Origin of the sequence: Mesorhizobium sp. M0159, from assembly GCF_040322295.1 — a bacterium.
Classification (GTDB): Bacteria; Pseudomonadota; Alphaproteobacteria; order Rhizobiales; family Rhizobiaceae; genus Mesorhizobium.
Genome location: NZ_JAMYTF010000005.1, coordinates 1 through 26,055 on the forward strand (window position 1 = coordinate 1; position 26,055 = coordinate 26,055).

A 26,055-nucleotide genomic window follows, 5' to 3' on the forward strand; every position below is an offset into this window, starting at 1 on the left:
CGATGATCACCCACACGCTGAAGCTCGAGGACATCAACAAGGGCTTTGACCTGATGCATGAAGGCAAGTCGATCAGGAGCGTGGTAGTCTATTGAAGGAGGTACTGATCCGGGTTCGGATCCGATATCCGAATTTCAGCGAGTCGCTCAGTATGCAGAGCTGGCAATTCGGCGAACATCTTTGGGTAGCGCTTAGGAATAACAACCGCGTTCGCATCGACCTCGATGAGATCGACCGCGGCAGAGAAGAAATATCGTTTCTCGTGCGCGATACATATCTGAGCAAGGCTCTCAAGGTGGTAGAGCGCGTCAGGCAAGAACACCGTATGGAGAATGAAGCGGTAATCGAAACGGAACCAGCATAGAACCAAGGGAGGAGACAAAAATGCCGGAAAAACTGCATCCTAAAATCGACAATGGACTGCCACGGGAAAAGGCCGACTTTGCCGGCGGCACGCTGGTCTGCGCCTGCACCAGCAACCCGGTCAAGGTGAAGGTCAAGGGCCAGATCGCCCATAACCATGCCTGCGGCTGCACCAAATGCTGGAAGCCGGAAGGCGCGCTGTTCTCGGTCGTGGCGGTTGCCGGTACAAACGACGTGACGGTGACCGAAAACGGCGACAAGCTGAAGATCGTCGATCCGGGCGCGCTGATCCTGCGCCATGCCTGCACCGGCTGCGGCGTCCACATGCACGGCCCGGTCGAGCGCGACCACGCTTTCAAGGGGCTGTCCTTCATCCATCCCGAACGCTTCCAGGAAGACGGCTGGTCGCCGCCGGGCTTCACCGCCTTTGTCTCTTCGATCATCGAGTCCGGTGTCGATCCGAGCCGCATGGACGGCATAAGGTCACAGCTGAAGTCGATCGGGCTCGAACCTTATGATTGCCTCAATCCAGGACTGATGGACTATATCGCCACCTGGACGGCCAAGAGGTCCGGCGCGTTGCCGGCCTAGTAGCCGCTCGACTATCATCGATCGAGCCGGGCGACGCCGCCCGGCTCTTTCACATTTGGAACAACGATGCCCGCACCTGCTATTCTCGTCGATGCCGACGCTTGCCCGGTGAAGGCCGAGGTCGAAAAAGTCGCCGAGCGGCACGGCATCGTCGTCACCTTCGTCTCCAATGGCGGCTTGCGTCCGTCGCGCGATCCGATGATCCGCAATGTCGTCGTCTCCAAGGGCGCCGATGCCGCCGACGACTGGATCGTCGAAAATGCCCGGTCCAACGATATCGTGGTGACCGCCGATATCCCGCTTGCCGCGCGCGCGGTGGCGCTTGGCGCCCACGTACTTGGTCCGACCGGACGCCCGTTTACGCCCGAAACGATCGGCATGGCGGTGGCAATGCGCGATCTCAAGCAGCATCTGCGCGAGACCGGCGAAAGCAAGGGCTACAATTCGAGCTTCGCGCCGCAGGATCGCTCGCGGTTCCTAGGCGAGCTTGACCGCATCCTACGGCGAGCGCTGAAATCCGCGTCAGCGGACTGAAGGCCATGGCGACTGGTACCCCGACCAAAATGCCCATGCGACCCCACACGCCGTTCGCGGTGTCGGCCTGCATCGGCGTGGCAGCCTTTGGCGCCGCGCTGGTCTGGCGTGCGCCGCTTGCCTATTCGATCGGCGCCAATGTGTTCTTTGCCGCCTATCTCGTTCTTGTCATCGCCTACATGCCGCGGCTTACCGGCAGCTATCTGCGCAAGAATGCAGGCGACACGGACCTGCCGGTACTGGCCATCTTCGCGGTCACGCTGATTGTCGTCGCTATTGCCATCATTTCGTTGTTTCAATTGATCAACAGGGAGAAGAGCGCGGACACCGTCGAGCTTACGGTGGCGCTGCTGTCTATCCCGCTTGGCTGGTTGACCATCCACGCCATGGCGGCACTTCACTACGCGCATATCTACTGGTTGGATGGCGATGCGATGGATGGCGACACAAAAAAGAAAATTCCGGTCGGCGGCCTCGACTTCCCGGGCGGCAAGCGGCCGGAAGGCTCGGATTTCCTCTATTTCGCCACGGTGATCGGCATGACGGCGCAAACCGCCGACACCAACATCACGACCTCGCAAATGCGCCGTGTCGTGCTTGTGCATTCGATCCTGTCGTTCTTCTTCAACACGGTCATCGTGGCAGCCGCGGTCAACCTCGCCGTCAGCCTCGGCAGTCCGTAATAAATCCGTGATCGGGTGAAACATCGCTTAGGCTGGCGACGTATTGGGAGGAGAAGAGATCTGACGAGGCCATGCGGAACCACTTGGCAGGGAGGCACGGAAAATATGGAATCAGTTGCCAAAGGCGAAGCCAGCACCGAGGCAGATAGCGCTGCTTCGACGGATGCGACGCTGATCTATCGCCAGTCGCGCTGGACGCGGCTGACGCATTGGCTGTGGGCGATCGCGCTGTTCTTCATGCTGCTTTCGGGCCTGCAGATCTTCAACGCCCGCCCGCAGCTCTATATCGGCAAGGAGTCGGGTTTTGGCTATAACAACACCGTCTTCGCCATTGGCGCCGAGAATACGGCGACTGGCCCGCGCGGCTATACCGAAATCTTCGGCACGCGCTTCGATACCACTGGCGTGCTCGGCTGGTCGGGTCCGGCCGGCCAGGAGACCTCCCGTGCCTTCCCGTCCTGGGCGACGATCCCTTCCTATTACGATCTCGGCACCGCGCGCGTCGTTCATTTCTTCTTTGCCTGGGTGCTGACCACCACGCTGCTGGTCTGGCTGGTCGCCAGCCTGATCAACGGCCATTTGCGCCGCGATCTTGCCCCGCGCCTCGATGATTTCAGGCGCCTGCCGCGAGACATTGTCGAGCACGCCAAGCTCAGGTTCCATCACACGCGCGACTACAACACGCTGCAGAAGATGGCCTATGGCGGCGTGCTGTTCGTGCTGCTGCCGCTGATGATCATCACCGGCCTTGCCATGTCGCCGAGCATGGATTCGGTGCTGCCGTTCCTGAATGATCTGCTCGGCGGCCGGCAGACGGCGCGCACCATTCATTTCACGGTGATGCTGCTGCTCGTCGCCTTCTTCATAATCCATATCCTGATGATCCTGGCCGCCGGCCCGATCAACGAGCTGCGCTCCATCATCACCGGCTGGTATCGAACCGACCCGCCGGCGCATGGCGACAAAGCGCCAGAGAGGAGTGCCTGACATGGCGAAATTCGAGATCAGCCCCAAGCTACAGATAAGCCGAAGAAAGTTCCTGACCTCGGCCAGCCTCGGCCTTTCCGGCATCATGCTGTCGGGCTGCGACGCCTTCGACAGCCAGCTTGGCGTCGGCGACAGCCTGCGCAGCTTCCTCGAAAGCGCCAATGGCCTGACCTGGCGGGCGCAGCGACTGCTTGCCGGCCGTGACGCGCTGGCGCCGGAGTTCACCGAGGCCGACATTCGCCAGCCGCAGCGGCCGAACGGTGTCACCGCACCGGACGACGATTTCTACAAGGGCCTGCTCGCCAGCGATTTCGCCGACTGGCGGCTGGAGGTTTCAGGCCTCGTCGAAAAACCGCTGTCGCTGAGCCGCGAGCAGCTGATGAACATGCCGAGCCGCACCCAGATCACCCGCCACGACTGCGTCGAAGGCTGGAGCTGCATTGCCAAATGGACCGGCACGCCGCTGTCGCTGGTGCTCGACCAGGCAGTGGTCAAGCCGCAGGCGCGCTACGTCATGTTCCACTGCCTCGACACGATCGACCGCAGCCTGGCCGGCGATATCAAATATTACGGCTCGATCGACCTGGTCGATGCCCGTCATCCGCAGACGATCCTTGCCTATGGCCTCAACGGCAAACCGTTGCCGGTCGAAAACGGCGCGCCGCTGCGCGTCCGCGTCGAGCGCCAGCTCGGCTACAAGATGCCGAAATACCTCTACAAGATCGAGCTGGTCGACGGCTTCGCCAATCTCGGCGGCGGCAGAGGCGGCTATTGGGAGGACAATGGCTACGACTGGTACGGCGGCATCTGACCGAAACCTGACCCAAGCTTCATCTAACTGTCGTCGTCGCTGTCGTCGCCGTCGCTGCGCAGGGCCGGATTCAGGTCAGGATTGTCGTCAGGGGTGACAAGCTTGCCCAGCCCATGCGGTCCCTGGTAGTTGCCGTGGGTATCGAAGTTGGGGTTGCCCTGATTGTCGAATTGCGGCGTCGGATCGATCAATTGGTCGTAACGGCGCGGGCGCGGCTTCGGATAGTAATTATCGGAATGATGGCGATGCGAATTGCCGTTATCGAGAATGGCGCCTACCACGCCGCCGACGATAATGGCTGCGGCGACGTCGCCAGCAGAGGGATTGCTGTTGGGGCCGGCGACTGCGAATTCGGCCGAGCAACCATTGTCGACCCAGATGCCGCCGCCGTCATAGCCCCAGCTTCTACCGTATACGCAACGCGCCTTCGACAGCCTGGAGGTCAACTGCACGCCGCGGCGCGTATCGATCCCGCAATAGGAATAGCGGTAGTCGGCGCTGGAGCAGACCACGCGTTTTGCCCCCGCAGCCTGCGCTGCCGCCGGCAGCAGCGAAAGCTTCGCCGGATTGCCCAGGATGCAAACCAGGAACATCATCGAACCGGTAACCGTCATCCGTGTCGACATCGCAACTCTCCATCAGGGTCCGCTATCGACAGAATGGCACCTCTGTGTAAATCTGACAACCGGACGGGCTCAGCGAGGTTATATTAATGCGCGCTAAGATGATCGCCACAACTATACTTGCCCTTTCTGCTTGGTTGGCTTTGTCGCTGCTGCCAGCCCGGGCGGACGACAGCCTCAAGCGCATCATCGACCAGAAGACACTGACGATCGGCGTGGCGCTCAACCCGCCATGGATCCTCAAGAAGGCCGACGGGAAGTTCGCCGGCTATGATGTCGACCTGACCAGTGCGCTGGCGTCTGATCTCGGCGTCGACCTGAAGCTGGTCGAGGTGCCCTGGAACGACCTCAAGACAAGACTGCTCAAGGGTGATTTCGACATGATCGCGGCGGGCTACGCCAGCACGCCGGAACGCGCACGCGAGGTGGTGTTCTCCAACCAGACCGGTACCGCCGATATCCGTATGGTTGCGACGATCGCCAGCCTTGGGAAAAGGCCGGGAAAGGCAGTGGCGGCGCCGGGATACGAGATCGCCGTGCTGTCCAATTCCACCGATGAAGCCGCCGCGAAGGAAGCTTTTCCCAAGGCGACCATCCTGTCTTTCGACAATACCTCAGATGTTTTCGCCGCGATCATCGGCGGCGACGCACAGGCGATGGTCGCGACGTCGCCGACGCCGCAGATGGCCGCCAGGCTCTATGACGCGAAGTTGACGATGGTGGGCGGCCCGCTGTTGCGGACGCCGGAAGCGTTTGCGATGCGCCCGGACGATGTCCGCCTCATCCAATACGTCAACAACTGGATCGGCGCGCGCACCGCCGACGGCACCATAGGCGGCGTGCGCCGCTACTGGTTCGGCAGCTTCAAATGGATGTCGCGCTTCGAGACAGCTAAGTCCGAGCCCGCCAAGCAATAGGGTCGCGACCTGTTATGCAACCTTGTCGATCAGCGACCGTATTTCAGCGACAGTGGCGCGCTCGCTCCATGATCGTCGGATTCAGCTGTTTCACGGCCGCAAAATTCGCTTTGGTCCCCTTGGCCGGCATGTGCTAGCGTTGCCAGATGAAAAGTCGTTCCCCCAAATTAGATCGCTCGCCAAAGAGCGGACACTATGTCCTGACGAGCAGTGGAGGCGCCAAAATCAGCGCCGTCGAAGGTATGAAGCTAAGTCCACGCATGGGGCATATCCTTGAGCAAAGCTCGCAGCGTGGGCTGAGCGGTGATGAGCGACGCAAGCTCATCAAAGAACAGGCGCGCAAGAAGTAGCGGACCTTGGTCTATGCCGCAGAATCCGATCCTCTGTGCTATCCGGGCACGACCGTCCTTCGCAACCTCCTCGACATTCATGATCAGTCCGAGCTCGACGAGTTTGAGCTCGCTCTGTTTCTGACCCGGGCCGATGAGGCTTTTCCAGCTGGTGATCTGGATTATCCGCACTATCTGGCACTGCATCGTCACCTGTTTCAGGACGTCTATGCGTGGGCCGGTGAACCGCGCACCATCCGCATCGGCAAGGGCGGTAACTGGTTTTGCTACCCCGAGTACATCGATGCCGAGATGCAGCGGGTTTTCGGAGAACTCTCAGCCGCCGGCCATTATTCCGGCACATCAGCCGAGGTCTTTGCAGCTGGCGCAGCACACGTTCTCGCTGAGATCAATGCGATACACCCTTCCGAGAAGGCAACGGCCGCACTCAGCTGGCGTTTCTGGCGATATTAGCCGACAACGCCGGCCATGGTTTCGACGATGACGAACTGGATCGCGATCGGGTCATGAAGGCCATGATCTCAAGCTTTTCCGGCGACGAAGCCCCACTCACGCGCCTGATTCAGGACATTGTCGCTTAAGGGCTGCCTACCGATCCTGGCTGATGTTGCCTGTCCTCGGAAAGGTTAATGCGCTGCCGTCGGCTGTAATCAGTCGCTAGAGATGCACTTGAGCCTGTCCGGTTAATTGGCTGCCTGTCCGTTCGCATCGCTTCAGGGTTGGCAGTGACGCTCGGTTGCTCGTGAAAGGCTCACGCAACCTTGTCGATCAGCGGCTTGAGCGCCGGATGGATTTCCGGCGAGGCGTGCTTGATCAGCGTCAGCAGCGCGCGCTCGTTCTCCTGCAGCGGCCGGTCGCCGATGTGTTCAGCAAGCCACTTCGCCTCGCCGGCATCGACCGTCTCGGCGCGGCGGGCCAGAGCCTCGGCTGCCTTGTTCCTCGATTCCCATTCGGCCTCGACGTCGCCCGGTGAACGATAGGCCTCGATAACGCCGGACAGGCCGCCCGATACCATGCGGCTGAAGAACCCGCCGATCTCCGGATCGGCCTGTTCGAAAAAAGCATCCCGGCGCAGCGCGACGTCTCGCACCGGCGGTTCGTAGCCGGCCGAACACATGACGAAATTGGCGATCGCCTTGACGAACAGATCGTTCCAGGACGGATCGTTGTCGCCCGCCGCTGTCCGCTCGTTGATCTCGAACAGCACCTCGGCCTCGGCGCGGCTGATGGCGATGTTGCCATCGCCGCCGTAGGCGTAAAGGATGCGGCGCAACAGCTCGACCTCAGCCTTGGCAATCGACCCAGGGATAAGCCTGCCGCCGGCCATCAGCGGCCCCTTGCCGTCCACGACCGCATGAGCGACCTGCTCCAGCGCATAGCTGGAAAGCGTGCTCGGCGATGATTTGGCAACTTCCAGCACATGCACCAGCAGCTCGAGTTCGGTCTGGCTGTCGACCATCCCGTCGCGCGAAATCGTCCGGATCAGCCAGTCGGCATTGTCCTGCGAAACATAGCCCGCCGGCTTCTCCTGGTGGACGATGAAATCGGTGACGGCCTCGACGAAAAACTCAAGCCATTCCGCGCATTTGTCCCTCGCCGTTGCATCCAGCGCAAACAGCGCCTCGGCCTCGCCGCGCGTTACCACGCCGTCGCCGAACACTTCGCCGCGCAGCATGACCACGTCTTCCGCCGTGATCCGATTTTTCGAGGTCAGCCCGGCCACCGGCGCGCTCATGATCAATTCGCCCATTTTCTTCCCCGCCCGCCGCCGGTAATTGCCGGCCCTTATGCGGTATATCGGCAAGGTCTTGAGAAACCGGCAAGCGGCGTGGTTAGCGAAGGCTTGCCTGTAAAGAAGGCCCGCAGAAGACTTGGCAGTAAAAATGTCGCCGGCAGGTGACAAGGTGTCGTCCACGGGCTATGGATGACGAGTCGAGGGCTCCTGACCGAGTCCTACCTGTTTGCGGGAGAGAGCAGCGAGAGCTGCCGCCGAAGGGGAAATCGCCCGAAATCTCTCAGGCAAAAGAACCGTAGACGGGAAAGACACTCTGGAAAGTCGGGGCTTGCCCCCGCGCCGAAGGTGTAAGCGCTGCCGACAGAGTTACGGGGCGCGAGTCTCTCAGGCTTCAGACAGAGGGGCACGGACTGGTCGCCATTCGCGGCCGCTTGCGTGCGACTCTGGAGATGACATGACGGGCGACGACACCAAACACCTTCCCCTCGAAGATCTGCACATGGCAGCTGGTGCGCGCTTTGGCGCCTTCGCCGGCTGGTCGATGCCGCTGACCTATCCGGCCGGCGTGATGAAGGAGCACCTGCACAGCCGCGAGCGTGCCGGCCTGTTCGACATCTCGCACATGAAGCTGTTCGAAATCAGCGGCCCGGGCGCAGCACCGCTTCTGAACCGCGCCTGCCCGTTCGATGCCGGCGCGCTTGAGATTTCCCAGTCCAAATACACGTTCTTCCTCAATGAGGCGACCGGCATTCTGGACGATCTGATCGTCACCAGGCTCGGCGCCGAGCGCTTCATGATGGTCGCCAATGCCGGCAACGCCGCCGCCGACGAAAAGCATCTGCGCGCACTGGCCAAAAATTTCGATGCAGAGGGCGATTTCGATGTAAAAGTGGATGCGCTCGACCGCGTCTTCTTGGCCATACAGGGCCCCGAGGCGTGGGCTGCCCTTTCCCGCGCCGGCATCGAGACCGGTTCGCTGGTGTTCATGCACGGCATCGAGCCGCGCGAAAAATGGTTCATGAGCCGGTCCGGCTATACCGGCGAAGACGGCTTCGAGATCGGCCTGCCGGAAGCGGATGCAAGAAACCTCGTCGCCAGGCTGCTCGAGGACGAGCGGGTGATGTGGGTCGGCCTTGCCGCCCGCGACAGCCTGCGGCTCGAAGCCGGACTGTGCCTGCACGGGCTGGACATCACGCCGGAGATCGATCCGGCCAGCGCCGGGCTGATGTGGGCCATCCCCAAGGAGGTTCGCGCCTCTGGCGCCTTCATCGGCGCCGATGCGCTGCGCGCCATCCTGGAGCGCGGTCCGGCGCAAAAACGCGTCGGCCTGAAGCCGGAAGGCCGCCAGCCGGTGCGCGCCGGTGCTGCCCTTTTCGATGCTGACGGCAACCCTGCCGGCCATGTCACCTCAGGCGGCTTCGGCCCCTCGGCCGGTCATCCGGTCGCCATGGGCTACGTCCAGACGCCGCTTGCCAAATCCGGTGCAAAACTGTTCGCCGATGTCCGCGGGACGAAAATCCCGGTCGACATTCACCCCTTGCCCTTCACGCCCCATCGCTACCGCAAAGGATGATTTCAATGGCAAAGACCTATTTCACCGAAGATCACGAATGGCTGCGCGTCGAGGGCGGCATCGCCACGGTCGGCATCACCGATTACGCGCAGCAGCAGCTCGGCGATCTCGTCTTCGTCGAACTGCCGGAGCCGGGGAGGAAGCTGGCCAAGGGCGACACCGCCGTGGTGGTCGAATCGGTCAAGGCCGCATCGGATGTCTACGCGCCCGTCGACGGCGAGATCACCGAGGCCAACACCTCGCTGTCATCGGATCCTTCACTCGTCAATTCGGCAGCAACCAGCGACGGGTGGTTGTGGAAGATGAAGCTGGCCAATGAAAGCCAGCTCGACGGACTCCTCGATGAAGCCGCTTACAAAGCCCATATTGGTTGATAGCAGGACCAGGAAGATGACCGCAGCACCCTACCCCTTCTCGGCTCGCCATATCGGCCCGGGCCTCCATGACGTCAGAGCCATGCTGGCGACGATCGGCGTTCCTTCGGTCGAGACCCTGATCAGTCAGGCAGTGCCGAAGTCGATCCGGCTCGACCGGCCGCTGGCCCTGCCCGCCCCCGCAAGCGAAGCGGAAGCGCTGACCGAGCTCGCGGCGACGATGGCAAAGAACACGGTGCTGAAGAGCTTCATCGGTGCCGGGTATCATGGCGTCCACGTGCCGCCGGTGATCCAGCGCAACCTGTTCGAGAACCCGGCCTGGTATACGGCTTACACGCCTTACCAAGCCGAGATCAGCCAGGGCCGGCTGGAAATGCTGTTCAACTTCCAGACGCTGGTGACAGAACTGACCGGCCTGCCGGTGGCGTCGGCCTCGCTGCTCGACGAGGCGACGGCGGTGGCCGAAGCTGTCGGCATTGCGCTGCGCCATCATCGCGACAAGCGCACCAAGGTGGCACTGGCCGGCACGCCGCACCCACAGACGCTGGACGTCGTGCGCACCCGCGCCGAGCCGCTCGGCATCGAGGTCGACGGCGAGGTGATCGACGACAACACCGCCGCCCTGCTGGTCTCCTGGCCCGATACATTCGGCGTCTACGGCGACCACAAGGTAGCGATCGACAGGGCCCGTGCTGCCGGCGCGCTGGTCGTCTTCATCGCCGACCCGCTTGGCCTGACGCTGACCGATGCGCCGGCCAGGCTTGGCGCCGACATCGCCGTCGGCCCGATGCAGCGTTTTGGCGTGCCGATGGGCTTTGGCGGGCCGCACGCCGCCTATTGCGCCGTCTCCGACAGGCTGACGCGGCTGATGCCCGGCCGGCTCGTTGGCCAGTCGACGGATAGCAAGGGCCGTCCCGGTTATCGCCTCGCTTTGCAGACACGCGAGCAGCATATCCGCCGCGACAAGGCGACGTCCAACATCTGCACCGCACAGGCGCTGCTCGCCAATATGGCGACGGCCTACGCGATCTGGCATGGCCCTGCCGGGCTGCAGGCGATTGCCGGCCGCGTCCACACGCTGGCCAACCGCCTGGCTGCCGGCCTCAAGGCAGCGGGCGTTTCGGTGCTCGGCGACAGCCGCTTCGACACTGTGACCGTGGAAGTGAAGGGCAGAGCCGGCGCGATTGCCGCCGCCGCAGAAAAGACCAGCCGACTGCTGCGCGTCATCGACGCCGACCATGTCGGCATCAGCTTCGACGAGACCTCCACCGAAGCCGATCTGGAGGCGATCGCAGCACTTTTCGGCGCCAAGGCCGGCGTTGCCGCCAGCAGTTCCATGCCAGGAAAACCGCGCGGCAACGAGTTTCTCACCCAGCCCGTCTTCCGCGAAAACCACTCGGAAACCGACATGATGCGCTTCCTGCGCCGGCTGTCCGACAAGGACCTGGCGCTTGACCGCGCCATGATCCCGCTCGGTTCCTGCACCATGAAGCTCAACGCCGCCGCCGAAATGATGCCGGTGAGCTGGCCTGATGTCGCCAACCTGCATCCCTTCGCCCCGGCTGACCATTCGACAGGCTATCGCGCCATGATCGACGAGCTGGAAGGCTGGCTGGCGGAGATCACCGGCTTCGACGCGGTGACCCTGCAGCCCAACGCCGGCAGCCAGGGCGAATATGCCGGCCTGCTCGCCATTCGCGGCTACCACCGCTCACGCGGCGAAGGCCATCGCACCGTCTGCCTGATTCCGTCCTCGGCGCATGGCACCAATCCGGCAAGCGCGGCCATGGCCGGCATGAGCGTTGTCGTCGTGCGCTGCACCGAGGACGGCAATATCGACATGGAAGACCTGCAGGCCAAGGCGGCCGAGCATGCGCACAATCTCGCGGCGCTGATGTTCACCTACCCTTCGACGCATGGCGTCTTCGAGGAAGGCGCGCGCGATCTCTGTGCGCTGGTCCACAGCCATGGCGGCCAGGTCTATTTCGACGGCGCCAACCTCAACGCGCTGGTCGGCCTCGCCCGTCCCGGCGATATCGGCGCCGATGTCTGCCACATGAACCTGCACAAGACCTTCTGCATCCCGCATGGCGGCGGCGGCCCCGGTGTCGGCCCGATCGGCGTCAAGGCGCACCTGAAGCCATATCTGCCCGGCCACATCACCGAAGGCTCGGCCCATGCCGTGGCGGCGGCACCGTTCGGCAGTGCCTCCATCCTGCCGATCACCTGGATGTATATCCGCATGATGGGCGCTTCCGGCCTGAAGCAGGCGACCGAGACGGCGATCATCTCCGCCAACTATGTGGCGACGCGGCTCGGCGAGCATTTCCCCCTGCTTTACAAAGGGCGCAACGGACGCGTTGCGCATGAATGCATCCTCGACACCCGCGTGCTCAAAGACAGCGCCGGCATCAGCGTCGACGATATCGCCAAGCGGCTGATCGACTATGGTTTCCATGCACCGACCATGTCGTTCCCGGTGGCCGGCACACTGATGGTGGAGCCGACCGAGTCCGAGCCCAAGCGCGAGCTGGATCGCTTCTGCGAGGCGATGATCGCCATAGCCGGCGAGGCAGCCAAGGTGGCGAAGGGCGAATGGCCGTTGGGCGACAATCCTCTAGTCAATGCGCCGCACACCGCCGCCGAGGCGTTGGCCGGCCAGTGGACCCATCCCTATTCGCGCCTGGAGGCGGCCTACCCCGCCGGCGATGCCGACACGGCGGCAAAATACTGGCCGCCGGTGTCACGCATCGACAATGTCGCCGGCGACCGCAACCTTGTCTGCTCCTGCCCGCCGCTGTCGGAATATCTGGGTGCGGCGGAATAGATCATGATCCCGAAAAGTGGAATCCGGTTTTCGGACAAGATCATGGGTCTAACAAGAAGATAGAAACCTCAATCAGGCAGAACGCAAGGCCGGCCCGTCGGCCTTGCTCGCCCGGTCCCGGACGACGACGCGATTTCGCCCGGCGCGCTTTGCCGCATAGAGTGCTGCGTCGGCTTCGGCCAGCACATCGTCGAGACCGGTGCCGTTTGTTCCGCCAAAGCCGATGCCGCCGCTGACTGTGCTTCGCAACGGACCGAGTTGGGTGGCCACGACTTCCGTGCCGAAGGCGACGCTGATCTTGCTCGCAATGTCATAGGCCTTCTCTTCCGTCATCCGCGACATGACGAGCACGAATTCCTCGCCGCCCAACCGGAAGGCGTCGACGCCGGTCCGGGCGTATTTCCTGATGACGGCGGCAAAGCGGCACAGAACCTGGTCGCCGACCGGGTGACCAAATACGTCGTTCGTCCTCTTGAAATGGTCAAGGTCGAACATGGCAACGGACATGAACGGACCGAAGACCCGCTCGCCGTAGAGTGCCGTCAACGCCCGCCGATTCATCAGCCCGGTCAATGGATCGGTCATCGTCTCGGCCTTCAATTCGATCTGCGCCTGCAAATGGTGCAGGGAGAGCGTCAATGCGCCGAGCCCGGTCATGCAGGCGACGGCCACGACGGAATTCACCCGCTCGGCCCAATTGTCGGGCGCAACACCCAGCACCCATTGGCCCGTGACCAGCAGGACCGCGCCGCAAAGTCCGAACGACAGCGCACAGACGCCGCTCAGGAACGAGACGACCAGCAATATCCGGCGATCGTGACCACCCTCAATCCAGAACATCGCTCCGATGAGCGAGAGCAGCGCCGTTACCGTTGCGTAGGTGACAATAAAGCCGACACCATCAAATCCGAGATACGTCGCGCCTGTGCAAACAGCCATCGCAACCAAGGTCGGCAAGATGGCGCGCCTGTAGTCGCCTATGCCGAGATATTGCATGGCCGACAGGCAGATAATCAGGAAACCGAGGCTGAGAAGCGCAAGCACGATCTGGCAAAGCCAGGGGCTTGGATCTCTTGCGTAATGCCAAAACAACACGACATGTGCGACGAGCACGAGAATGCCGCAGGCCACCGTCAGCACAAAGCGTGCCTGTGGCGCGCTGAACCAGATCGCAAACATGGTGATGCTAAGGCACGTGCCCGACAGCGCCGCCGCGAGCAGAAGCGAACTGTAATCCAACATGCTTAAGCGACAGCCTCTTGAGGGTTCCACTGCATTCTAGGTCAGCGACAGTTCGCGGATATCGTTTTTCAGCCAACCTTGCGGCGTAACCTTCGGACAAGGTTTACAAAGCGTCGATGCCCCAAGCTTCGACCCCATTTCCGCCGCTTGGCTGTCGAATGGTTTTGCAGTAAGAGGCTCTATCCTCGAACGTAACAGGAACCTCCGTCGCCTGCCCGCGAAAAGCGTGGCAGTATCGGGTGGTGATTCGCAGCATCGGAATCCAGGATCGGCATGGACGACAATAACGATCTTTTCGCCAAATTGGACAAGCAGCCGCAGCCGGCTCGCGCCGCCGCGCGACCGGCCGATCCGCTTGTGCAGGCGGCGAAGCGGCCGGCGCCCCGCGACGCCAGCGAGAGCTACAGTGCCGCCGATATCGAAGTGCTGGAGGGGCTGGAGCCGGTGCGCCGCCGCCCGGGCATGTACATTGGCGGCACCGACGACAAGGCGATGCACCATCTGTTTGCCGAGGTCATCGACAATTCGATGGACGAGGCGGTCGCCGGCCATGCGACCTTCATCGATGTCGAGCTTTCCGCAGACGGATACCTGTCCGTAACCGACAACGGCCGCGGCATTCCGGTCGATCCGCACCCGAAATTCAAGAAGCCGGCGCTTGAACTCATCATGACGACGCTGCATTCAGGCGGCAAGTTCGACAGCAAGGTTTACGAGACGTCCGGCGGCCTGCACGGTGTAGGCGTTTCCGTGGTCAACGCGCTGTCCGACCATCTCGAGGTCGAGGTCGCGATTGGGCGCAAGCTGTATCGCCAGCGCTTCTCGCGAGGCGTTCCGGTGACCGGCCTGGAGCAGCTCGGCGAGGTGCACAACCGCCGCGGCACGAAGATCCGCTTCCATCCAGACGAGCAGATTTTCGGCAAGGGTGCTGCTTTCGAGCCGGCGCGGCTCTACCGCATGGCGCGGTCAAAGGCCTATCTGTTCGGCGGTGTCGAAATCCGCTGGACCTGCGATCCGTCGCTGATCAAGGAAAAGGACACGACGCCGGCCAAGGCAGAATTCCATTTTCCGGGCGGCCTCAAGGATTATCTGAAAGCCTCGCTCGGCGACGAATTCCAGGTGACCCGTGAAATGTTTGCCGGCAAGAGCGAGAAGCAGGGCGGCCACGGTTCGCTCGAATGGGCGGTGACCTGGTTCGGCGGCGACGGTTTTATCAATTCCTATTGCAATACCATCCCGACCGCGGAGGGCGGCACGCATGAGGCCGGGTTCCGCAACGTGCTGACGCGCGGCTTGCGCGCCTACGCCGACCTGGTCGGCAACAAGCGCGCCTCGATCGTCACTTCCGAGGATGTGATGATCTCGGCGGCGGGCATGCTGTCGGTGTTCATCCGCGAACCGGAATTCGTCGGCCAGACCAAGGACAGGCTGGCGACGATCGAGGCGATCCGCATCGTCGAAAGCGCCATCCGCGACCCGTTCGACCACTGGCTGGCCGACAATCCGCAGGAAGCTTCGAAACTGCTCGAATGGGTGATCGCGCGCGCCGACGAGCGGGTGCGCCGCCGCCAGGAAAAGGAAGTGTCGCGCAAGAGCGCGGTGCGCAAGCTGCGCCTGCCCGGCAAGCTCGCCGACTGCACGCAGAATGCCGCCGCCGGTGCCGAGCTGTTCATCGTCGAGGGCGATTCGGCCGGCGGTTCGGCAAAGCAGGCGCGCGACCGCGCCAGCCAGGCGGTGCTGCCCCTGCGCGGCAAGATCCTCAACGTCGCCAGCGCCGGCAGCGACAAGCTTGCCGCCAACCAGCAGATATCCGACCTCATCCAGGCGCTTGGCTGCGGCACGCGCTCGAGATATCGCGACGAGGACCTGCGTTACGACCGGGTCATCATCATGACCGATGCCGACGTCGACGGCGCCCATATCGCCTCGCTGCTGATCACCTTTTTCTACCAGGAGATGCCAAGCCTGGTCCGCGGCGGCCATCTCTATCTGGCGGTGCCGCCGCTTTATTCGATTCGGCAAGGCGGCAAGGTCGCCTATGCCCGCAACGACGCGCACAAGGACGAACTCCTGCGCACCGAATTCACCGGGCGCGGCAAGGTCGAAATCGGCCGCTTCAAGGGGCTGGGCGAAATGATGGCCGCCCAGCTCAAGGAAACCACCATGGACCCGAAAAAGCGCACGCTGCTCAGGGTCGACGTTATCGATGCCGAGGCGGCGACCAAGGATGCGGTCGACGCATTGATGGGGACCAAGCCCGAGGCCCGTTTCCGGTTCATCCAGGAACGCGCGGAATTCGCCGAGACGGAAGTGCTGGATATCTGAGCTCCCGCCGCTAGCTTGGCCTTCTGAGCTGGAGACGAGCACTTGACCTGGGCGCGGCTGAAGGACGATATCGGCACGCGGATCGCTGGCCTGACGCGGCCGACGCGCTCGGACTGGATCTTTGCCCTGCGCACCGTTTCGGCCGGCCTCATCGCGATTTTGGCCGCCTATGCGCTGAAGCTCGACCACCCGCAATGGGCGATGATGACGGTGTTCATCGTCGCACAGCCGGTCGCCGGCATGGTGCTGGCGAAGGGGTTTTATCGTCTCCTCGGCACGCTTGCCGGCGCGCTGGCGGCGATCGGCATTACCACTGTTTTCGATGCCAACCCGTGGTTGCTGGTTGCAGTTCTTGCCGTCTGGATCGGCATCTGCTCGCTGGTCTCGTCGCTGCTACGCAATCCGGAAGCCTATGGCGCGGCGCTTGCCGGCTACACCGCGATGATCATCGGCCTGCCGGCTTTCGGCCAGCCGCACCTCGTCATCGATCTCGCCGTGGCGCGCTGCGCGGAAATCGTGCTTGGTATCGTCTGCGCTGCGCTGACCAGCCGGCTGATCCTGCCGAAACTGGCCGCCGACGCCATCATCTCAAGACTGAAACGCAGCATTCTCGACCTGGCGGCCTATGCGGACGGCGCTTTTTCCGGCGGCGATGCGGAAAAGCTTGCCGGGCTGCACCGCAAGCTGATCGGCGACGTCCAAACGCTCGGCGAGATGCGCACCTACGCAAGGCTGGAGGGGCCGAGCCTCGCCACCCGCGCCTATCCGGTCCGGCGTACCATCGGCCAGCTTCTGTCGGCCCTGTCAGCGGCGCGTGCGCTGCATGCCCACGCCGCGCCGAAGAATGCAGCCCTCATCCCCGTTCGCGCCGAGTTGCAGGCTGTTGTCGGCGAACTGGTAGCCAAGCCGGGCGCGCTGGACGATATGGCGCCCTGGGTGGTGCGGCTCGACGCAATCGCCGGCAAGGCGCGACAGATGCCTGACATCGCGGCCGGGCAAGACATTGACTGGGCTGGCACTGTCACCCGCCTAACCATTGCCGCCGACTTCGCCGAGGCAATGCAGCAAGTGCTGCGCGGCCTGGATGCACTCCGCTCTCCCCCGTCTCGTGCCAGTCGCGAACGGCGGCAGCCGGCGCTGGTGGTGCACCGCGATTACCGTGCGGCATCGCGCAATGCCGTGCGCGCAGCTATCGCCACGCTCCTGGTCGCCGGCTTCTGGCTGGCGACGAAATGGTCGGACGCGACGGGCACGGTCATTCTGGTCGCCGTTGTCTCCAGCCTGTTCGCCGCGCGCGCCGATCCGATCCGGTCGGCATGGAACTTCTTCGAGGGCACGTTGCTCGCCCTGCCGTTCGCGTTTGTGGTCGGGCAGATAGCACTTCCAGCGCTGCCGGGCTTTGGCTGGTTCGCGGTTTTCGTCGTCCCGATCCTGGTGCCAGCGGCACTGGGCATGGCCAATCCGCGCTATGTCGGCGTGGCAACGGCCTTTGCGATCAATTTCCTCGCCTTCCTCAGCCCACATCAGGTCATGACCTACGATCCGGAGCCGTTCCTCGCCAATTCGGCAGCGGTCCTTGTCGGCATTCTTCTGGCGATCGGCGTCTTCGCCGTCGTGCTGCCCGCCGACCCCTGGGTTACAGTCAACCGCATCCTGCAAACAATGCGCGAAGATCTTGCACGCCTTTGCCTGCACGACCGCCTGCCGCGGCGATCGGCCTTCGAAAGCCTTGCCTACGACCGGATCAACCAGTTGATGCCACTGCTGCAGAACGCCGGCAAGAAAGGCGACGCGGTTCTCGGCGACGGCATAGCTGCGGTTACCGTCGGCCTCGAAATCCTGCGGCTGCGCAACGCGCAGCAAAGTTCCGCGATCCCGCCTGAAACAGCACTTTCCATCACCAATTTCCTGCGCGGGCTGGCACGCGAACTGCTGTTCAGGCGGCCCGGCGAGCCGCAGACGGCGACCGTCGCGGTCGCCAGGCAGTATGCAGCTGGCATCGCGGAGCGCAGCGTCGCAGCCGAAATGCTGCAGACCGCCGCCTCGCTGCGCATCATCGCCGCCGCGATTGAGGATTTTCCGGACTTTTTCGCGAAAGACCGGGTTTAGGCAGCAGCGATCGCCAGCGCGTGCCCGCGTGCGTTCTCGCGCAGCGCGTCGAGATGGATCGATTTGACCAGCCCGGCGAGATCGCCTTCCGCGGACTGTCCGCCCAATTCCTTCAGCATCAGCCAACTGACTTCCTGGACGCCGGCGAGGCGTTTGCCATTGGCGACCTCGCGCCAGACCTTCAGCGCGCGCAGGATGATGGCGTGGGTGGCGGCGGCAAGCCCGGCGCTGCGGAACAGTGCCTGCAACGCTATGTCATGCCCGCCGGCCAGCAGTGCTCTCACCCGTTGTTCGGACTGTTGGCTGAGCGCGACCAGCGCCGAACCAAAGAAGTCGACCTTGCCGTGCGCAATGGTGCGGACGACGAAGCTTGCGGTCAGGTCGCCGCGCAGGCGCAGATGTTCGACAAGTGCGGTATGTTCCTCTGTCCGCGTGCCTTCGATCAGCGTCAGCGAAGCCTTGATGCAAGCATCGCGCGTGACGCGCTCGGCCCTGGCGGCGCCCATCAGCGCCAGCACCAGCGGCGACCCCTTGAGCATCTCCCCGAGCTTGACCAGCAGCATATGCCGGCAGTCGGCGGGCAGCCGGGTGTCGGCGATCAGCGCCTCGCGCACCAGAGGCAGATGGCCGTGCCGCTCGGCCATGCGGCGAAAGCTGACGGATGCGATGTCGGCGCCGCTGTTGGCGAGCAGCGTGGTGCAAGCCTCCGGCTCACCGATCTCGGCGATCGCCGCCGCAACCGACATCGAGACACGCGGCCGGTCGGCGATCACCTTCTGCGTCGCTTTCTGGCCGCCGGCAACCCGATCGATCAGGTCGGCATCGGTGAGCAGCGGCGAGCGCGCCAGCACCAAGGCTGCGACTTCCGGCTGGTCCGAGGCCAGCGCGCTGACGATCTGCGGCGGCGCATGATGGCTCATGGAAAGCGCGTCGGCGATCGCCAGCCGCACCTTCGACGATACGTCATCGAGCAGCAACGTCAGCGCCGCCTCGGCAGCGCAGCGGTCCTCGAAAGGCAGCTCCGAGTCGACATAGGCGCGAGCCAGCGCGCTTGCCGCCGCAGCACGCTCCGACACCTTCGCCGTATGGATCCATTTCAGGAAATGCGAAACGACCATGTCGCCTGCTTACGCCCCTTGCCAGAACGCTTCTGACCCTGGTGGAGACCGTAGGCACAAATGGTTTACGAACGGTTCACCATGTTCGTTAACTGGCTTGCGAGCCCGGTATGCAACGCCTATCAACCCTTAAGCAGCGGAGGAGATCGACAATGGCCGGACTTTACCTTGAGGAGTTCGTTGTCGGCCATGTGTTCAAGCACACGCTGCGCAAGACCGTGACCGAAAGCGACAACATGCTGTTTTCGGTGATGACGCTGAACCCGCAACCGCTGCACATCGATTTCGACTTCGCGGCGAAGAGCGAATGGGGCAAACCGCTGGTCAATTCGCTGTTCACGCTGGGCCTGATGATCGGCATCTCGGTCAATGACATCACCGTCGGCACCACCATCGCCAATCTCGGCATGAAGGAGACAGTGTTTCCGCACCCCGTCTTCCATGGCGACACCATTCGCGTCGAGACCACGGTGGTTTCGGTGCGCGATTCCAGGTCGAAACCGGACCGCGGTATCGTCGAGTTCGAGCACCGCGCCTATAACCAGAACGATGTGCTGGTTGCCAAATGCACGAGGCAAGCCATGATGATGAAAAAGGCATAGCCGATGCGTTCTCTGCTCTTCGTTCCCGGCGATTCGGAAAAGAAGCTGGAGAAGGGCTTTGGCGTAGGCGCCGACGTGGTCATCATCGACCTCGAGGATTCGATTGCCGCGCAGAACAAAGGTCTGGCGCGCGACACAGCGGCGCGTTTTATCGCCGCGCACAGGCACCGGACCAGCTCCGCGATCTATGTTCGCGTCAACGATCTTTCGACCGGACTGACCGACGACGATCTGGCGGCGCTCGTGCCGGTGAAACCAGACGGCATCATGCTGCCTAAGTCGAACAGCGGACTGGATGTCCAGCATCTCTCGGCCAAGCTCAGGGTGCACGAAGCCGAAGGCGGCCTGCCGGATGGCGCGATAAGGATCCTGCCGATCATCACCGAAACCGCAGCCGGCGTAATGGCCGCTGCAACCTACGCCAAGGCAAGCGCGCGGCTTGCCGGCCTCACTTGGGGCGCGGAAGATCTGTCGGCGGCAATCGGCGCACGCGCGACGCGCGACGGGAACGGCCGCTACACGGATGTGTTCCGCTTCGCCCGCACCATGACCATGCTTGCCGCAAGTGCCGCGGAAGTCGCGGCGATCGACACCGTCTTTCCGGACTTTCGCGACATGGCCGGCTTCGAGGCCGAATGCACTGAGGCCGAGCGCGACGGCTTCACCGGCAAGATGGCGATCCATCCGGCGCAGGTGCCGGTCATCAACGCCGCCTTCACACCTTCGGCGCAAGCGGTGAAAAGCGCCCTGGCGATCGTCGAGGCGTTCGAGGCGGCAGGAAATCCCGGCGTCGTCGGCATCGACGGCAAGATGTACGATCGGCCGCATCTCAAGCTCGCCGAACGGCTCCTGGCGCGAGCCAAGGCAGCGGGGCTTGACGCTTAGGGTCTGTTCCGCGCGAAAATTATCCCACCCACGGCCCCGAATAGTCGGCATAGAGCTTTGCCGGATCGGGCCGCGGTCGTTCCGGCGCTGGCCCCTGGTAGGAGCCGATATGGACGAAGCCGACGACCCGCTCATGCGGCGCCAGGCCGAGGATCGCCCTGCCCTCGGGCACGTCGGAATACCAGTTGCTGATCATGTTGGTGCCGTAGCCCAGCGCATTGGCGGCAAGCATCAGGTTCATCGCCGCCATGCCGCCGGACAGGAACATCTCCCATTGCGGGATCTTTGGATTTTCCCTGGGGATAGAAATCACGCCGATGACCAGCGGCGCCCGCGAAAAGCGCGCCAATTCCTGGTTGCGCCGGCCTTCCGGCAGCGGCCCTTCGCGCTGTTCGGCAAGTTCTGCCAGCTTCTTGCCGATCTCGATGCGGGCCTCGCCGCGATAAAGGATGAAACGCCAAGGCTCCAGCCGGCCATGGTCCGGCACCCGCGAGGCGGCGGCGATCATCGTCGCGATCTCCGCATCGCCCGGTGCCGGTTCCTTCAAATCCGGGATCGGCGCGGAATTTCGGGTCAGCAGAAGATCGATGATCGGCGACGCCATGGGCGCAAGTCTCCTGGAATTTGAGCTGAAGCGCACCATCGGGACATCGGGCGGCTTGGGCATTGGCGCGGCGCGCCGGACAAAGAGCCCTGTAGCAGAAGCCGACCGGACTCTTAAGCCTTGAAATTGCCACCGCCTTGGGCTTCAACGCAAGGCATGTTTGAGGGGACATTGCGTCTTTTCCTGATATGGCTCGCTGCCGCACTGTTGATGGTGCCGGTTTCGCTTGCCGTCGCCCAGGATGTGGACGGCCTCGGCGAGCTGAAGCTTCCCGGAATTTCGGGCTATGCGCCTCCGAAAAGCGAGACATCGCTGGCATTGGGCAGCAGCGGGGCGATCACGCTGTCGGCGCAATTGACCGACAAGGGCGCCGACATCACGCGCGGCATAGTCTGGCGCGTCTTCAAGCCCGAATCGGCCAGCGACGGCAAGCTGCCGATGGTCGCCTCCGCTCATGGCGGCACCGCCATATTCCAGCTCGAGCCGGGTTCGTATCTGGTCCACGCCTCCTACGGGCGGGCCGGCGCCACCAAGCGCATCACCGTCGGCAAGGAAGCCAAGCGCGAGAGCCTCGTGCTCGATGCCGGTGGCCTCAAGCTCGATGCCGTGCTGTCCGGCGGGGTACGCATACCGCCGAAGAAGCTGCGCTTCTCGATCTATGAGAGCCACGCCGCGGCCGATGGCGATCGCGCCCTGATCATACCCGATGTCGAGCCGAACAGCGTCGTGCGGCTCAATGCCGGCACCTACCACGTCGTGTCGACCTATGGCGCGGTGAACGCGGTCATCCGCTCCGACATCCGCGTCGAGGCCGGCAAGCTGACCGAAGCGACCGTCGAGCACCGTGCCGCCGAGATGACCATGAAGCTGGTGCGCGAACCAGGCGGCGAGGCGATCGCCGACACCTCCTGGTCCCTGCTCAACGAATCCGGCGATCCGATCAAGGAAACCGTCGGCGCCTTTGCCTCGATGGTGCTGGCCGAGGGCGACTACACCATCATCGCCAAGAACCGCGACCGCATCTACCAGAAGGATTTTACGGTGGTGGCTGGGCACAACCAGGACATCGAGGTTCTGGCCACCGAGGCTTCGGCCATCGATTCCGAGGAAGGCGCCGACTGAGGCGCGCCCCTCTAGGCTGCTTTGCGCATGCGTCGCGCCAGCGCATCGCCGACGCGCACGTCGATCGATTTGCCAGATAGGCGCGCGGCGTGACAGGCATATGAAAATGGCGGTGGATCGCTCCACCGCCATTCGTTGCTGGTCGGCTGGTTCAGGCCGCGCGGCGCTTGCGGTCGGGTGTCACCGCCTCATCGGCAAGCAGCTTCACGGCGGCTGCGAGGCCGAGTGATTCCTGGTCGCGCGACCCGAGACGACGGATATTGACCGTTTCTTCCTCGGCCTCGCGCTTGCCGCAGACGAGGATGACCGGGACCTTGGCCAGCGAATGCTCGCGGACCTTGTAGTTGATCTTCTCGTTGCGCAGATCGGCTTCGGCGATCAGCCCCGCCGCCTTCAGCTGCGCAACGACCTTTTGGGCGTAATCGTCGGCATCGGAAGTGATCGTCGCCACCACCACCTGCAGCGGCGCGAACCAGAGCGGGAAATGGCCGGAATAATTCTCGATCAGGATGCCGAGAAAACGCTCCATCGAGCCGCAGATGGCGCGATGCACCATCACCGGCTGCTTCTTTTCCGAATCCGAGCCGATGTAGAAGGCGCCGAACCGTTCCGGCAGGTTGAAATCAACCTGCGTGGTGCCGCATTGCCAGTCGCGGCCGATGGCGTCCTTCAGCACATATTCGAACTTCGGCCCGTAGAACGTGCCCTCACCCGGATTGACGCCCGTCTTGATCCGGTTGCCCGACCGCGCCGCGATCTTGTCGAGCACGTCCTGCAGCACGCCCTCAGCATGATCCCACATCGCGTCGGTGCCGACCCGTTTTTCGGGGCGGGTCGCCAGCTTGACGGTGATTTCGTCGAAGCCGAAATCGGCATAGGTCGAGAGGATCAGATCGTTGATCTTGATGCACTCGTCGGCGAGCTGTTCCTCGGTGCAGAAGATGTGCGCATCGTCCTGGGTAAAGCCGCGCACGCGCATCAGCCCGTGCAGCGCGCCGGACGGCTCATAGCGATGCACATTGCCGAATTCCGCAAGTTTTACCGGCAGATCGCGGTAGGATTTCAGCCCGTGCTTGAAGATTTGGACGTGACCGGGGCAGTTCATCGGCTTCAGCGCAAACACCCGGTCGTCGTCGGTGTCGTCGCCAGCAACCGTCACCTTGAACATGTTGTCCCGGTACCAGCCCCAGTGGCCTGACGTCTCCCACAGGCTCTTGTCGAGCACCTGCGGCGCGTTGACCTCCTGATAGCCCTGTTCGTCGAGGCGGCGACGCATATAATTGACCAGGTTCTGGAACATCCTCCAGCCCTTGGCGTGCCAGAACACGACCCCGGGGCCCTCCTCCTGGAAGTGGAACAGGTCCATCTCACGGCCGAGCTTCCTGTGGTCGCGCTTCTCGGCCTCCTCCAGCATCGTCTGATACGCTTCGAGCTGCGCCTGGTCGGCCCAGGCCGTGCCGTAGATGCGGGTCAGCATCGGGTTGTTGCTGTCGCCGCGCCAATAGGCGCCGGCGACCTTCATCAGCTTGAAGGCGTTGCCGATCTGGCCAGTCGCGGCCATATGCGGGCCGCGGCAAAGATCGAACCAGTCGCCCTGTGCATAGATCTTGAGATCCTGATCCTCGGAGATGGCGTCGATCAGCTCGAGCTTGTAGCGCTCGCCCTTGTCGGCGAAGATCCTTTTCGCCTTCTCACGCGACCACACCTCTTTGGTGAACGGCTTGTTGCGCGCGATGATCTCGCGCATCTTCTTCTCGATCACCGGGAAATCGTCGGGCGTGAACGGCTCGTTGCGGGCAAAATCGTAGTAGAATCCGTTTTCGATCACCGGCCCGATGGTCACCTGCGTTCCCGGCCAAAGTTCCTGCACGGCTTCGGCCAGCACATGGGCTGCATCGTGGCGGATGAGCTCCAGCGCACGCGGGTCCTCGCGGGTGATGATCTCGACTTTGCCCGATCTGCCGATCGGGTCGGAAAGATCGCGCACTGTGCCGTCGATCGAATAGGCAACGGCCTTCTTGGCCAGCGACTTCGAGATCGATTCCGCCAGGCCGGCGCCGGTCATCGCCGCGTCGTAATCGCGAACGGAACCATCGGGAAATGTCAGGGAAACGGAATTCAGCATAAGATTCTCCTATCCAGTCCCGCAAACGAGCGCGGGTGGTGAAAATGCATGTCGCCCAAAAGTGCGCAGCGGTTTTGGGGTAACGACATGCATCAGGCAAAAGCCGGATGCGTCCGGCGGCGAGCGGTCTTTTATGGGCAGTTTTCGGCGCCGTAAAGCCGGATATAGGGTCACCTGACGAGATTCGGCAGTTCTTTCAGGAACATCGCCCGCGTCTTGAGCCCCTTTGGCGTGTCGGAACGTTTCGTATCGATTACCAGGCGGACAAAGACGATCTTGCGACCATCGTTCTGCCCCCAACCGACAAACCAGCCAAGCGAGCGCTTGTCGGCGCTGTCGCCGAGCCTGGTCGTTCCGGTCTTGCCCTGCACCGTCCAGCCGCCTGCCCGGAAGGTCGGGACAATCGCGGTGGTCATCGCATGGGCCTTGTCCGAGACCGGCAGTTTCCGCGCCAGCAGCTTGCGCAGGAAATCGACCTGCTCGACCGGCGATATCTTGAGCGAAGAATTCACCCAGGAATGGGTGAGGCCGTCATTCTTGCCGGCAGTGCCGGAGACTTCGATGTTACCATAGTCCAATCTGGACACATAGCCGGCAAACTGTTTGCTGCCGAGCCGGCGCGTAATCTCGCGTGAGAACCAAAGGACCGAATCCCTTTCCCAGATCGTCGGGTCGACGGTCTTGCGGTCCCGTTTCGGGGCATTGAACTCTGCCTTGTACTCCCAGCTTGGCGTATGCTCGTCGCTCAGGATTCCAGCATCATAGCCGATCAGCGCCAGCGGAACCTTGAATGTCGAGGCGGGGCTGAAGCGCTGATCGCAGGTCCCTTGGCGATACAGCGTCTCGCCGCTTGCGGCGTCGACGATCAGCGTGCATTCGACGTCCCCGAGCGGCGCCGATTGCGCACGGATCGGAAAACCCATCAGCCACGCCAGGACATAGAGAACCACGGCGAAAACGAAGGGAAGACGATCTATCCGGCGCATTTGGTAATCTCTCCTGAAGGGTGTCAGGAGCGGCTTAGCGAGGTGTCTTGTCTCGATTTTGTCTCAAATGCGCTATGTCAGCGCAAGCTGCGGTTAACCCTACCAGATCGTAAAAAGCGATCCCTTTGTGCACCGCACAGTTGCGGTCAACTGTCCAGCTCGCCACGTTTTTTTTTCCCGATCCGCCAGTACCGCCATGGCGTGAACCAGAGGTAGCGATCAGCCAGTGCCTCAGGCACCCGGTCGATGCCGTGCGTGCCGAACGGTCCGCAGCGCAGCACCCGGAAAAACCCCATCCAGCCGCCGGCCCACAGCCCGTGGCGGGCGATCGCTTCGTGCGCGTATTCGGAACAGGTCGGCAGATGCCGGCAGGAATTGCCGACGAAGCCGGACAGCGTCAGCTGGTAGAGTCGGACAAGCGACGTGCCGAAGACGCGGCCCGGCGTCTTGCGCCACGGGCCGGGCCAATTGCGTCCTTGTCGAATCGGTCTGGCGCCGTGCGCTTGCCGATGTTGGCCGACCACCGCAGTCTCCACATCGCGTTTCCCTACGCGATAGATGTGCGCATC

At 62.9% G+C, this 26,055-nt stretch carries 24 protein-coding genes and 1 riboswitch; of the genes, 16 read left to right on the plus strand and 8 right to left on the minus strand.

Annotation, left to right across the window (positions count from 1 at the left end; translation table 11 throughout):
• The first annotated feature begins 91 nt into the window (after positions 1-91).
• From NKJ32_RS06700 to NKJ32_RS06725, 6 genes are all read left to right on the plus strand, one after another.
• On the plus strand, positions 92-364 hold the full coding sequence (locus tag NKJ32_RS06700; RefSeq protein ID WP_352572744.1) for a hypothetical protein: 273 nt from the start codon (positions 92-94) through the stop codon (positions 362-364).
• A 20-nt stretch (positions 365-384) separates the two neighbouring features.
• Positions 385-954 carry an S-(hydroxymethyl)glutathione synthase gene (gfa, locus tag NKJ32_RS06705; protein ID WP_352451333.1) on the plus strand — a complete coding sequence of 190 codons (570 nt, stop codon included), beginning with the start codon at positions 385-387 and terminating at the stop codon, positions 952-954.
• A 66-nt stretch (positions 955-1,020) separates the two neighbouring features.
• On the plus strand, positions 1,021-1,488 hold the full coding sequence (locus tag NKJ32_RS06710) for a YaiI/YqxD family protein (protein WP_352454435.1): 468 nt from the start codon (positions 1,021-1,023) through the stop codon (positions 1,486-1,488).
• A 5-nt stretch (positions 1,489-1,493) separates the two neighbouring features.
• The gene (locus tag NKJ32_RS06715) at positions 1,494-2,171 is read left to right on the plus strand and encodes a DUF1345 domain-containing protein (protein ID WP_352827141.1); all 678 of its coding nucleotides are present in this window, start codon (positions 1,494-1,496) and stop codon (positions 2,169-2,171) included.
• Positions 2,172-2,276: 105 nt separating this feature from the next.
• A complete protein-coding gene (locus NKJ32_RS06720) occupies positions 2,277-3,158 on the plus strand; it encodes a cytochrome b/b6 domain-containing protein (RefSeq protein ID WP_352568816.1) in 882 nt (293 codons plus the stop codon).
• A gap of 1 nt (position 3,159) precedes the next feature.
• The gene (locus NKJ32_RS06725; RefSeq protein WP_352827144.1) at positions 3,160-3,969 is read left to right on the plus strand and encodes a molybdopterin-binding protein; all 810 of its coding nucleotides are present in this window, start codon (positions 3,160-3,162) and stop codon (positions 3,967-3,969) included.
• 23 nt (positions 3,970-3,992) lie between these two features.
• Here NKJ32_RS06725 and NKJ32_RS06730 read toward each other — a convergent pair whose 3' ends face one another.
• The gene (locus NKJ32_RS06730) at positions 3,993-4,595 is read right to left on the minus strand and encodes a DUF3011 domain-containing protein (RefSeq protein WP_352827146.1); all 603 of its coding nucleotides are present in this window, start codon (positions 4,593-4,595) and stop codon (positions 3,993-3,995) included.
• A gap of 86 nt (positions 4,596-4,681) precedes the next feature.
• Here NKJ32_RS06730 and NKJ32_RS06735 point away from each other — a divergent pair, with 86 nt between their 5' ends.
• Positions 4,682-5,509, plus strand: a complete 828-nt coding sequence (locus tag NKJ32_RS06735; protein ID WP_352827147.1) for a transporter substrate-binding domain-containing protein — start codon at positions 4,682-4,684, stop codon at positions 5,507-5,509.
• Positions 5,510-5,865: 356 nt separating this feature from the next.
• Positions 5,866-6,312: a Fic/DOC family protein gene (locus tag NKJ32_RS06740; RefSeq protein ID WP_352827149.1), complete on the plus strand. Its 447-nt coding sequence runs from the start codon at positions 5,866-5,868 to the stop codon at positions 6,310-6,312.
• A gap of 298 nt (positions 6,313-6,610) precedes the next feature.
• Here NKJ32_RS06740 and NKJ32_RS06745 read toward each other — a convergent pair whose 3' ends face one another.
• Positions 6,611-7,609, minus strand: a complete 999-nt coding sequence (locus tag NKJ32_RS06745; RefSeq protein WP_352827151.1) for a hypothetical protein — start codon at positions 7,607-7,609, stop codon at positions 6,611-6,613.
• 204 nt (positions 7,610-7,813) lie between these two features.
• A riboswitch (glycine riboswitch) is annotated at positions 7,814-7,900 on the plus strand.
• A gap of 148 nt (positions 7,901-8,048) precedes the next feature.
• Here NKJ32_RS06745 and gcvT point away from each other — a divergent pair.
• The 3 genes from gcvT to gcvP are packed head-to-tail and all read left to right on the plus strand — an operon-like array spanning position 8,049 to position 12,368.
• Complete coding sequence (gene gcvT, locus NKJ32_RS06750) at positions 8,049-9,167, plus strand: glycine cleavage system aminomethyltransferase GcvT (RefSeq protein ID WP_352827153.1); 1,119 nt, start codon at positions 8,049-8,051, stop codon at positions 9,165-9,167.
• Positions 9,168-9,172: 5 nt separating this feature from the next.
• A complete protein-coding gene (gene gcvH, locus NKJ32_RS06755) occupies positions 9,173-9,541 on the plus strand; it encodes a glycine cleavage system protein GcvH (protein WP_352568822.1) in 369 nt (122 codons plus the stop codon).
• Positions 9,542-9,557: 16 nt separating this feature from the next.
• A complete protein-coding gene (gcvP, locus tag NKJ32_RS06760; RefSeq protein WP_352568823.1) occupies positions 9,558-12,368 on the plus strand; it encodes an aminomethyl-transferring glycine dehydrogenase in 2,811 nt (936 codons plus the stop codon).
• 72 nt (positions 12,369-12,440) lie between these two features.
• Here the strand turns inward: gcvP and NKJ32_RS06765 are convergent, their stop codons facing one another.
• A complete protein-coding gene (locus NKJ32_RS06765) occupies positions 12,441-13,610 on the minus strand; it encodes a GGDEF domain-containing protein (protein WP_352568824.1) in 1,170 nt (389 codons plus the stop codon).
• A gap of 273 nt (positions 13,611-13,883) precedes the next feature.
• Here NKJ32_RS06765 and parE point away from each other — a divergent pair, with 273 nt between their 5' ends.
• The gene (parE, locus tag NKJ32_RS06770; protein WP_352795394.1) at positions 13,884-15,935 is read left to right on the plus strand and encodes a DNA topoisomerase IV subunit B; all 2,052 of its coding nucleotides are present in this window, start codon (positions 13,884-13,886) and stop codon (positions 15,933-15,935) included.
• Positions 15,936-15,977: 42 nt separating this feature from the next.
• Positions 15,978-18,044 (plus strand): FUSC family protein, encoded by a 2,067-nt coding sequence (locus NKJ32_RS06775; RefSeq protein WP_352795392.1) that lies wholly within the window; start codon positions 15,978-15,980, stop codon positions 18,042-18,044.
• On the opposite strand, the gene NKJ32_RS06780 is transcribed toward NKJ32_RS06775, so the two are convergent.
• Positions 18,041-19,162: a DUF2336 domain-containing protein gene (locus tag NKJ32_RS06780; RefSeq protein ID WP_352795390.1), complete on the minus strand. Its 1,122-nt coding sequence runs from the start codon at positions 19,160-19,162 to the stop codon at positions 18,041-18,043. The two genes, NKJ32_RS06775 and NKJ32_RS06780, sit on opposite strands and share 4 nt — an antisense overlap.
• Positions 19,163-19,272: 110 nt before the next feature.
• Between NKJ32_RS06780 and NKJ32_RS06785 the strand changes: the two genes are divergently transcribed.
• Together NKJ32_RS06785 and NKJ32_RS06790 are read left to right on the plus strand one after the other, a co-directional pair.
• Positions 19,273-19,764: a MaoC family dehydratase gene (locus NKJ32_RS06785; RefSeq protein ID WP_502894602.1), complete on the plus strand. Its 492-nt coding sequence runs from the start codon at positions 19,273-19,275 to the stop codon at positions 19,762-19,764.
• 3 nt (positions 19,765-19,767) lie between these two features.
• Positions 19,768-20,649, plus strand: a complete 882-nt coding sequence (locus NKJ32_RS06790) for an HpcH/HpaI aldolase/citrate lyase family protein (RefSeq protein WP_352587953.1) — start codon at positions 19,768-19,770, stop codon at positions 20,647-20,649.
• A gap of 19 nt (positions 20,650-20,668) precedes the next feature.
• Here NKJ32_RS06790 and NKJ32_RS06795 read toward each other — a convergent pair whose 3' ends face one another.
• Positions 20,669-21,253 carry a nitroreductase family protein gene (locus NKJ32_RS06795; protein ID WP_352568828.1) on the minus strand — a complete coding sequence of 195 codons (585 nt, stop codon included), beginning with the start codon at positions 21,251-21,253 and terminating at the stop codon, positions 20,669-20,671.
• A gap of 156 nt (positions 21,254-21,409) precedes the next feature.
• Between NKJ32_RS06795 and NKJ32_RS06800 the strand changes: the two genes are divergently transcribed.
• A complete protein-coding gene (locus NKJ32_RS06800; RefSeq protein WP_023678874.1) occupies positions 21,410-22,375 on the plus strand; it encodes an RgsD C-terminal domain-containing protein in 966 nt (321 codons plus the stop codon).
• A gap of 151 nt (positions 22,376-22,526) precedes the next feature.
• Here the strand turns inward: NKJ32_RS06800 and thrS are convergent, their stop codons facing one another.
• The 3 genes from thrS to yidD all read right to left on the minus strand — a co-directional run bounded on the left by thrS (position 22,527) and on the right by yidD (position 26,010).
• On the minus strand, positions 22,527-24,500 hold the full coding sequence (gene thrS, locus NKJ32_RS06805; RefSeq protein WP_352827157.1) for a threonine--tRNA ligase: 1,974 nt from the start codon (positions 24,498-24,500) through the stop codon (positions 22,527-22,529).
• A 170-nt stretch (positions 24,501-24,670) separates the two neighbouring features.
• Entirely contained in the window at positions 24,671-25,486 is an 816-nt protein-coding gene (gene blaOXA / locus NKJ32_RS06810; RefSeq protein WP_352827159.1) for a class D beta-lactamase, read from the minus strand.
• Between the two features lie 146 nt (positions 25,487-25,632).
• A complete protein-coding gene (gene yidD / locus NKJ32_RS06815; RefSeq protein ID WP_352827288.1) occupies positions 25,633-26,010 on the minus strand; it encodes a membrane protein insertion efficiency factor YidD in 378 nt (125 codons plus the stop codon).
• Positions 26,011-26,055: the final 45 nt, after the last annotated feature.

Bases quoted from the DNA above. Each gene is read 5' to 3' on its own strand.
- gcvP (WP_352568823.1), top strand. From the start codon at position 9,558: ATGACCGCAGCACCCTACCCCTTCTCGGCTCGCCATATCGGCCCGGGC.
- gcvT (WP_352827153.1), top strand. From the start codon at position 8,049: ATGACGGGCGACGACACCAAACACCTTCCCCTCGAAGATCTGCACATG.
- NKJ32_RS06725 (WP_352827144.1), top strand. From the start codon at position 3,160: ATGGCGAAATTCGAGATCAGCCCCAAGCTACAGATAAGCCGAAGAAAG.
- NKJ32_RS06715 (WP_352827141.1), top strand. From the start codon at position 1,494: ATGGCGACTGGTACCCCGACCAAAATGCCCATGCGACCCCACACGCCG.
- NKJ32_RS06710 (WP_352454435.1), top strand. From the start codon at position 1,021: ATGCCCGCACCTGCTATTCTCGTCGATGCCGACGCTTGCCCGGTGAAG.
- gcvH (WP_352568822.1), top strand. From the start codon at position 9,173: ATGGCAAAGACCTATTTCACCGAAGATCACGAATGGCTGCGCGTCGAG.
- NKJ32_RS06735 (WP_352827147.1), top strand. From the start codon at position 4,682: ATGCGCGCTAAGATGATCGCCACAACTATACTTGCCCTTTCTGCTTGG.
- thrS (WP_352827157.1), bottom strand. From the start codon at position 24,500: ATGCTGAATTCCGTTTCCCTGACATTTCCCGATGGTTCCGTTCGCGAT.
- parE (WP_352795394.1), top strand. From the start codon at position 13,884: ATGGACGACAATAACGATCTTTTCGCCAAATTGGACAAGCAGCCGCAG.
- NKJ32_RS06785 (WP_502894602.1), top strand. From the start codon at position 19,273: ATGCAACGCCTATCAACCCTTAAGCAGCGGAGGAGATCGACAATGGCC.
- NKJ32_RS06780 (WP_352795390.1), bottom strand. From the start codon at position 19,162: ATGGTCGTTTCGCATTTCCTGAAATGGATCCATACGGCGAAGGTGTCG.
- NKJ32_RS06765 (WP_352568824.1), bottom strand. From the start codon at position 13,610: ATGTTGGATTACAGTTCGCTTCTGCTCGCGGCGGCGCTGTCGGGCACG.
- blaOXA (WP_352827159.1), bottom strand. From the start codon at position 25,486: ATGCGCCGGATAGATCGTCTTCCCTTCGTTTTCGCCGTGGTTCTCTAT.
- NKJ32_RS06790 (WP_352587953.1), top strand. From the start codon at position 19,768: ATGCGTTCTCTGCTCTTCGTTCCCGGCGATTCGGAAAAGAAGCTGGAG.
- NKJ32_RS06800 (WP_023678874.1), top strand. From the start codon at position 21,410: ATGTTTGAGGGGACATTGCGTCTTTTCCTGATATGGCTCGCTGCCGCA.
- NKJ32_RS06720 (WP_352568816.1), top strand. From the start codon at position 2,277: ATGGAATCAGTTGCCAAAGGCGAAGCCAGCACCGAGGCAGATAGCGCT.
- NKJ32_RS06795 (WP_352568828.1), bottom strand. From the start codon at position 21,253: ATGGCGTCGCCGATCATCGATCTTCTGCTGACCCGAAATTCCGCGCCG.
- NKJ32_RS06745 (WP_352827151.1), bottom strand. From the start codon at position 7,609: ATGGGCGAATTGATCATGAGCGCGCCGGTGGCCGGGCTGACCTCGAAA.
- gfa (WP_352451333.1), top strand. From the start codon at position 385: ATGCCGGAAAAACTGCATCCTAAAATCGACAATGGACTGCCACGGGAA.
- NKJ32_RS06730 (WP_352827146.1), bottom strand. From the start codon at position 4,595: ATGTCGACACGGATGACGGTTACCGGTTCGATGATGTTCCTGGTTTGC.